Consider the following 8415-nt stretch of genomic DNA (forward strand, 5'->3'; position numbering starts at 1 on the left):
ACGCTTATCCACCCTACAAAACCGGCCCGCTGTAGGGTGGATAAGGCGCGCCGCTCGGTGTCAGGGACCCGGCACGCCGGTCGTGCGCGCCGCATCCACCAGGGGGGCTGCGCGATGCTGCCCAAATTTGGAATTGCTGTCGCGAGCCCCGGTCACCAGTCTGCGATCCCGATTCGGACTATCATACCGGTCATTGACCTGAATCTGATGAGCGGCGATGCCTGCCGCGGGGAGCGAGTGACAGCCATGCCGAAACAATCGTTGGACGTCGCCGCCATCCTGGCGACAGTGCGCGCCAGGCAGCCGCTGGTGCACAACATTACCAACTATGTGGTGATGAACTCCACGGCCAACGCCTTGCTGGCGTTGGGCGCGTCGCCGATCATGGCGCACGCGATCGAGGAGGTCGAAGAACTGGTCGAGATTTCGGGTGCGCTGGTACTCAATCTTGGCACGCTCTCCAAACCGTGGATCGAGGCGATGTTCAAGGCCGGCATTCATGCGACGGCAAAGGGCATCCCGGTCGTGCTCGATCCGGTCGGTGTCGGCGCATCGCGGTTGCGCACGGACACGGCGCGCTCATTGCTGGAGCAGGTGCACCCGGTGATTCTGCGCGGCAATGCCTCGGAAATTCTCGCGCTGGGCGGGGACATGGGTGGTGCGCGCGGGGTGGATGCGCAGCACACGGTGGCGCAGGCGCGTCAGAGCGCGGTGGCGCTGGCGAAGACCTGGAGGATGACCGTGGCGGTGACCGGCGCGGAAGACTATGTGACTGACGGCAGGCGCGAGGCACGCATCCGCAACGGCCATCCGCTGATGGGGCGCGTCACCGGAACCGGCTGTGCCGCGTCCGCGGTGACCGGCGCCTTTGCCGCCGTGGAGCCGGATGCGTTCGCTGCGGCGACGGCGGCGCTGGTGGTGTTCGGCGTGGCGGGTGAGTGGGCGGCGCAACGCGCCCAACATCCCGGCAGCTACGGCATCGCGCTGCTCGACGGCCTGGATGCGGTCACCGCGGAGGATCTACTGGCCGACGCGCGGTTCGACGTGGAAGCGACGAATTGAATCCGACGCCTGACTATTCGCTTTATCTGGTGACCGACGCCGCACTGGCCGGCCCGCGCGGCGTGGCGGCGGTGGTGCAGGCGGCGGTGGCCGGCGGGGTGACGATGGTGCAGTGGCGCGATAAAGACGGTGATCACGGCGCATCGCTGCCCGCGGTGCAGTGCCTGCGGGACTGGCTGCGGACGCGTCAGGTGGCGTTCATCGTCAATGACAGTGTGGACCTGGCGCTGGCCTGCGCCGCCGACGGAGTGCATGTGGGGCAGGGCGACCTGTCCTGTGCGCAGGTGCGCCGGCGCGTCGGGCCGGGGCTGTTGATCGGCGTCTCCGTCAGTACCACGGCGGAAGCGCTGCAGGCCGAGCGCGATGGCGCCGATTATTTGGGTGTGAGCCCGGTCTTTGCCACGCCCACCAAGCCCGACGCGCCCGCCGCCGCGGGGCTGGATGGTTTGCGCGCCATCCGCGCGGCGGTGCGGCTGCCGCTGGTCGCGATCGGCGGCCTCCATGCCGGCAATGCCGCAGCGGTCGTGGCCGCCGGGGCGGACGGCATTGCCGTCGTCTCGGCGATCATGGCGGCGGCCGATCCATGCGCCGCGGCGCAGGCGTTGTGCGAGGGCATCCTTGGGGGGCGGCACGCCCGCGGCGACGATCGGATCCCGGACGTGCGAACGACAGGCGGGGCGGGCTGACTATACTGAATGCATTGCTTCCCAACGGCCCTGCCGGTGCACCGACGATGCCGCAGCCGACCACGCGTTTACCTTTGGTCGATGACCCGCTCTGGTACAAGGACGCGGTCATTTCATCTACTACGGTGACGAGCTCGGGATGGGCGACAACTTCTACCTGGGTGACCGCAACGGGATGCGCACCCCGATGCAGTGGAGCCCGGACCGCAACGCCGGCTTCTCGCGAGCCGACCCGCAGCGACTCTACCTGCCGCCGATCATGGACCCGGTTTACGGCTATGAGGCGGTCAATGTGGAGGCTCAGAGCCGGGAGCCGTCGGCCATAAACCCGGCCATCGCGCGCTCTGCACGGTCGTCGGTCCGCACAACGGACCCTACAGGTCACGGTGTTACCGTAGGGTCCGCTGCGCGGACCGACCGCGGCCGGCCGGAACGATGATCAAGGCCAGCCCGGCTTCTCTGTGATAGCAGAAAACCGTGGTTTGTCGTCGGTTTAGGTCCGGCCCGAGGTTCCGGGCGGGGCGCATGCCCCGTCCGCGCCGGACTTACACAAACTCGATCTGACCCGCCATCTCATCGCCGTCCAGCACGCGGTAGATCAGCATCAGTCCATGAATCATCGCGCGAATCGATATCACTCACGGGGCGCGCCGTTCAGCCTCTTCTCAAGCACGGAGGGCAATTGCCTGCGCAGCCCATCGACATAGTCGCGACTGTCGGCGATGGTATGATCGATCTCGGCCCGGTGGTCGAAGTAGTACGCCAGGGCGGCATAGACTTCGGCCAGGTCGAGGTCGTGTTCGGCGCTGATTTCATCGGCACTCCGGCCCAGGTGCTCGTGCCAGATCGCGATATCCCGGACCTTGATCCGATGGCCCGCGACATGCGGCTGGCCCCCGGCGATACCGGGCGCGATCTCGATGTGCTGAACAGGGGTCTTGACGGTCATCGCGCGTTTCGCTGCCGGATCGGGGTGTCGGGGTCATCGTAGCACGGGATGACGACGGATAGAGCGTCTCCGCCTTGGTCTCGCCCTGGCGCCGCGCGAGACCACCCAGCGGACCTGCACCCTGGTGTCGTTCGCCCTTCAGGGCGACCGGGCCTGCACAATGTCCGGTGGCCGTCTTGCAGGGCGACCTACGGAGAAATCGAACTCAGACCAGGACGCGGCGCATGCGCCGCCCGGCTCCGGCACCCCACGCGGCAGGCCCTCAGGCGGCCGCCCCCGTGTCATCCGTTGTGGGGTTGGGGCTGCCGGTCCCTCACCCTCCTTGCCCAGCAGTTCTTGCAGCACCGTGATCGCCCCCTCAATGCGCAGCAGGGTCTCGTGACGCTGTGTCTGCTGCAGGCGCAGCGCGTGCAGGCGCTCCTGGCCTTTTCCTATTCGGCCTGGAGGCCGGCAAGGCGGCGCTCGATGGTCTCGTTCATCTGATGTTCTCCTTCGCGTGCCCCGGCATCCGGCAGCGACAAAGTGGTTTGGTCCTGACTAGACCAGGGCATGAGCGACTTTCTCCGCTTCCCGTACGCCCGGAAATCGTCTTGGCACTTGCACTGGTTACAGCCGAAGAACGTGCGGCGTTTTCGAACCTACCTATTTCATTGCTCAAACTATTTCCGGTTGCTCCGTGATAGCAGGTAATCGTGGTCTGTCCCTGAGGTATCCCCACGAAATCTCGCCTCACATCAGTGGGTTGTATAGCCAATTCGAACATGGTAATGATCCCGCGGCTGGACTGCCGCCAACTTGCTGATCTGTCGATTAGACTCGAGGGGATACCTCAGGGTCTGTCCCTGATTTCTGCTCGCTGGAGACGATGTGCCTGTGATTTGAGCCGCGATCGGTCCGCACCGCGGACCCTACGGTAACACCGTGATCTGTAGGGTCCGCTGTGCGGACAGACGACCTTGCAGATCGCGCGGTGGCCGGGTTTATGACCAAGGCCGCGCTTTGCTCGGCCATCTCAGTTTCATCAGGGTGGTATCGGCAACGGCTCGGCGGTGCTGAGGCTATCGGCCCATGCTCAAACGGCCAGGTGGTCGATGACGTGTCCGGCATCTGCATCAGCGAACGCTTCGCGGGTCAAACGGCTGCGCTCTTCTTCCTGGTCGTTCCAGGCCGCCAACGCTTGTTTGACGATTCACCCGTGGAGCGGACGAAGGGTCTACAAGCCAGACGCAGCAAGGGGTTGCCGGCAAGACGGCCTCGCCAAGCGCGCAATCTTAGCGCCTGGTGTAGAGACTGCGGCAATAGTGAAACGGATGCTCCCGAAACCGGCCCAGGTTGTCGAGCACCGTCAAGATCGTACAGGTCTCGGTGCCGCCATTGCGCTGCCCGCGCAGGCCGCGTCCGACCATCTGCATATAGCTGACCGGGCTCTTCACCTGGCGGGCGATCAGCACCAGGTCCGTGCGTGGCGCATCGAAGCCGGTGGTCAGCACGCTGTGATTGCACAGCACCCGCAGCTCGCCGGACTTGAAGCGGTCCAGGAACCAGCGCCGGGCCGTGGCGGGCGTGTCGCCACTGACCGCCGCGGCCGGGATGCCGAGCAGGCACAGCCGGGCAGCCATCTCCTGCGCGTGCGGCACCGAGTTGGTGAAGAACAGGATCTGGCGGGCGTCGCTCGCTTGCAGGGTCTCGATCAGCCGCTCATTGCGCGCGTCGTTGGTGGCCAATTCCTGATTGACTCGCTCCAACACCCCGTCGAATCGCCCCCCGTCTTGGCTATCCCACAGGTTGTCGAGGTCATTGAGCAGGCCTGGGGAGACGGTGGCGTCGGTCGCCAATGCCTGATAATCGGGGCACGCGAGGAATCCACCCGCGAGCAGCCGGTCAGTCAGGCCCTCCTGGTCCAGCGGATACTGACGTTGATCAAAGCGCTTCGCGAGTCGCAGGCTCTCCTCGTCGTCCATCCGGAACGGCGTCGCGCTGAGTCCAATCACCGCCGGCTCGTCCTTCGGCGGCGCGCCAGGGCGGGGCGCCTCGGCGTCCAGCCAGCGCAGCAGCGACGTGTAACTTGGTGTGATCGCGTGGTGGCATTCGTCCACCACCACCAGCCCCGGCGTCGCGAGCCAGGCGAGCGCGGGGGCATCGAAGCGGCTGTTCAAGGTCTGGATCGAGGCCACCACCACCGTCGGTGCGGTACCCGCCGACGCCGTCGGGTTGCCGTGTCTGCCCCAAAACCGGATCACCCGCAATGTCTCCCCTTGCGCGCCGAGGTTCTGCCACACCTGTCGGAAGGACTGGACCGCCTGCTCACAGAGCTCATTGGTCTGTGCGACCCACAGGACGGTCCGCCGTGCGCCCTCCGGCTTCAGGACCAGTTCCACCGCGGCCTCGACCGCGATGCGCGTCTTCCCGCCCCCGGTCGGCAAGCTGACCACCGCGCGCCGCCGTCCGCTGCCCATTGCGATCAGGCCCGTCAGCGCGTCGAAAACCTCCACCTGGTATTCCGGATGGAGCGGTGGTAATGGCAACGGCCCGCTAACCCACAACTCCGCATCCAGCCGCCGTGACTGCGACTGGGCAAATGTCTCGGGAAACCCAAGCGCCGCGACGAAAGCGCGGGCCTCGTCAGTTCCCCAACGCGACGGTGGCCGCAGATCGGCGTCCTTCATCGCTTCGGAGACATTGGAATCTTGCAGTACCGCAGGTCCCAACAGGTCCAGCGTCAGCGCCGCGACCTGCGTTGGCGGGCCGTCGGCGGGTAGCGCGCGACACGCCGCATCCCCCAAGGCGGCATGCAGCGCTGTCACATTGCCGCCAACGGCGCGCAGAAGGCGCTCGGTCAGGTCCGCGCCGGCTGCGACCGCGCGGCGTCGGTCTTCCAGCGTGACATCGGCGATGTGTGCCAGCGCATCTGCCGGCGTGCGGTCGAGCCAGCCCGCCGCGGCGGCCTCCGTCAGGACCAGCCGCAAACGCTCCCGGTGCGGCAGGGCTTCGAGTTGCGCCTGGTCCAGGTACAACACGCCTTCCCAATGCAGACAGGGGACCGGCTCGCGCGCCTCGCCGATGCGCAGGTGCAACCCCTGGACCACCTGCGTGTAGCTCTGCGCCTTGCCCTCCCGCGACAGCACCGCAGCCACGTCGGGCAGGGCATCCGCCAAGCTGCCGAAGCTCGCGACCGCCGCGTCCCAGCCTCGGCTGAACTGCGCATCCAGGTCCAAGGCGCCCTTCTGTCGCCAAAGTGCGCGGGTTTCCTCGTCGAGTTCCACCACGGTCCAGCCACGGGCGCGGGCGCGCCGCGCCAGGTCAGCGGAGCCGGTAACGTAGATCTTGCCGAGCACGATTTTGCCGTCCGCACTGGGCAGTTGGTCCGGCACCCATCGATCCGCGGCGGCGCTGCGCCAGAGGTCGGCCAGGATGTCGCTGGCGATGGCCTCGCGGGTCGCCAGGTGATCGGTCAGGGCTTGCCAGAAACTGTGCAGTGCCTCGGGGACGGTAGGCTGCGGACGTGGAGACCCCGCAAGTGCCCGAATGGTCGGCAACAGCGGCGCCAACTCCGACAGACGTTCCAGTACAGGCACGTCGCAGCGTGCCAGAATGATTGAAAATGAAACTGTCACCTCGCCAATGGCCACCGACCCGACATGGCGCAACAGCCAGCGGAAGGGGTGCTCGACCGGTATATGCGGGTGATCGGTGGGCTTCCTGCGATGACTTAGGGTGAGTGTCGGCTCAATGCCCTCTGCACCGGACAGCAGCAAGCGGGTCAGGCGCGCGTTCGCACTTGCCTTCAGGTGAGGCAGCAGTGAACAGCCGGTGGGCGCCTTGATGTCTCCTGGAATGAAGCTATGTGCCTGTACCCCCCGAATCTGTTGGCGAATTGCCTCAGACGCTACATCTCTCCAGTCCGCAAAATTCTCATTCACGGAGCATGTGTACCGCCAATGTTCGGAATCCCGGAAGATGTTATCTTTGCCTTCGGGCTTGCTGACGGCACCGAGCAGTCGCAGAAGCGCCTCCTCATCGCGATGGAAGTCCAGATCGACCAGCATTTTGCGGTTTTTCTGGTCTGGGTCTGTGGTCGGCACGATTTCACCGGGCAGTAGCACCGCATAGGGATACTGCCAGGTGCCGTCTTGGCGGCGTATGCGGACCTGGCCCTTGTGCTCATCGGCAAACGCCTTCTGGTGCTCGGGTCGGGCACTACGCAAGATCTGCCAGAGTCCACTCCAGTCCCGACGAGCACTGCGACCATTACTTTCCCGCTCGATATACTCTTTGATTGACTGTTCGAGTAGCTCCAGTAAGTTGCCTTCCAGTAGATCCCGCACCTCCAAGGTCTTCAATAGAATCCGCTGGATCTCGGAATCGTTCACCAGTTCATCGGCGACGAAGTGTTGGTTCGGCGCGGACTGGTCGGGGCGGGCGAGCCAGATGTCATCTGGGCAGCGAAGTTCGCCATCACGATCAGGAATGATCTTGAGCGTTGGACGGATGTACTCGCGACCATAGACGTAAGAGTTCCGATCTGCGGTCCATTCGCTTCTCTTGAGGCTGCTCGCGTACTCCGCGGCAAGCCGGATGACCGCCTTGGCCTGTTCCGTGTCGGCACTCGCGATCTGCGCAAACCAGTCCGCCGGCTTGGCTTGCGCAAGCCCAGGCTTCTCCACGACAGGCGCTTTCGCCAAACGCTCCAATCGAGCGCGCCGGTCGCGGTCGCGCAGACAGTCGGGATGCACCCAACCGGCCTGCTTTGCCTCGTTGGCAAGGTCGCACCAGCGGTCCACCAGTGCCTTGTCGTCGCTCGCGTGGCGGTGCAGGTCCGCGGGAGCCCGTAAGGTGCCCGTGGCGTCGGGCACTATCTTGACCGTGCCTGCTAATTTCCATAATTCGTCAACCAGCGTCGCCGCCAGCGCGTTGCGGTCCTGCCGAGGCAGATAATCCAGCGCTCCGGCTGGATCGTCCGCACCGGCCAGGGTCGGCAGCGCCTCCGCAATCATGCTGGCGGCCTCCCGCATCAAGGCCCGGTTCCATTCGCCGTCGATGATGGACTGTCGGTCGCTATGGACCTTCCACGGCGCGTTCAAAATGCCGGGGATATTGGTCAATGACTGGGTCGGGAAGGCAACCCAAAAACTACCCTCCTCGCGCCTTGCATCCAGGGGTATAGCCCAGGTCAACGGAATTTCGTCCCGTTGATGGATGTGGGTGGCATCGTCCATGGCCGCCGGCTCGGTAACTTGGATCACGCGCTTGATCAGACGCCAGCGGGATGGAGCCTGCCCGTCGTGAAGGATGACGGCATCGCTTTCGGGCGTCTGATTGATCCGGCGGGGCTTAAGGTCAGGTGCTTCCAGCGTAAGGTCGACGGCGGTGGTGATGAACAACAAGAATCGCGCCGGAAACGCCTCGATCTCTTTTGTCAGATGCTCCCCCATCGTCGGGTTCTTGACCTCGGCCCGAACCACGGTCGTCGCCCAGTCGAAGGCGCGCAACCGCTGGTCTTGCTGCGCCTCCGTCTGCCGGTCCAGCGCCCAGGCCAGCCGCAGCGACGGGGCGGGCGCGTCCGCTGGCAGCTTGCAAGCGTTACGGACTTCTTGCTGACATCGGGGCGGGTCGAAGCGCAGCGAAACGCTGCGGCTCAGGATGTCGATGCTTCCGCCGAGTCGCAGCAGGGATTTGAAGCCGATGCCGAACCGGCCGATTTGATTCCCGCGCTTTGGC

The 8415-nt window shown here is 65.3% G+C and carries 4 protein-coding genes and 1 pseudogene; 3 read left to right on the forward strand and 2 right to left on the reverse strand.

Going from position 1 to position 8415, the window contains the following annotated elements; translation table 11 throughout:
- The first annotated feature begins 207 nt into the window (after positions 1-207).
- From thiM to QZY03_RS32090, 3 genes and pseudogenes are all read left to right on the forward strand, one after another.
- Positions 208-1062, forward strand: a complete 855-nt coding sequence (gene thiM, locus QZY03_RS13015) for a hydroxyethylthiazole kinase (protein ID WP_295581658.1) — start codon at positions 208-210, stop codon at positions 1060-1062.
- On the forward strand, positions 1059-1748 hold the full coding sequence (gene thiE / locus QZY03_RS13020; RefSeq protein WP_295581659.1) for a thiamine phosphate synthase: 690 nt from the start codon (positions 1059-1061) through the stop codon (positions 1746-1748). The genes thiM and thiE overlap by 4 nt, the downstream gene beginning before the upstream one ends.
- A 115-nt stretch (positions 1749-1863) precedes the next feature.
- Positions 1864-2073, forward strand: a pseudogene (locus QZY03_RS32090) (trehalose synthase); the annotation flags it as partial.
- Positions 2074-2382: 309 nt separating this feature from the next.
- Here the strand turns inward: QZY03_RS32090 and QZY03_RS13030 are convergent.
- Both QZY03_RS13030 and QZY03_RS13035 read right to left on the reverse strand, forming a co-directional pair.
- Positions 2383-2697 carry a DUF433 domain-containing protein gene (locus QZY03_RS13030; protein WP_295581663.1) on the reverse strand — a complete coding sequence of 105 codons (315 nt, stop codon included), beginning with the start codon at positions 2695-2697 and terminating at the stop codon, positions 2383-2385.
- Between the two features lie 1271 nt (positions 2698-3968).
- A partial coding sequence (locus QZY03_RS13035; RefSeq protein WP_295581664.1) for a DEAD/DEAH box helicase occupies positions 3969-8415 on the reverse strand: 4447 nt, incomplete at its 5' end.

The sequence above is a fragment of the uncultured Lamprocystis sp. genome (genome assembly GCF_903933125.1).
Taxonomy (GTDB): Bacteria; Pseudomonadota; Gammaproteobacteria; order Chromatiales; family Chromatiaceae; genus Thiodictyon.

Coding starts and splice junctions, on each gene's coding strand:
- thiM (WP_295581658.1), top strand. CDS start 208: ATGAGCGGCGATGCCTGCCGCGGGGAGCGAGTGACAGCCATGCCGAAA.
- QZY03_RS13030 (WP_295581663.1), bottom strand. CDS start 2,697: ATGACCGTCAAGACCCCTGTTCAGCACATCGAGATCGCGCCCGGTATC.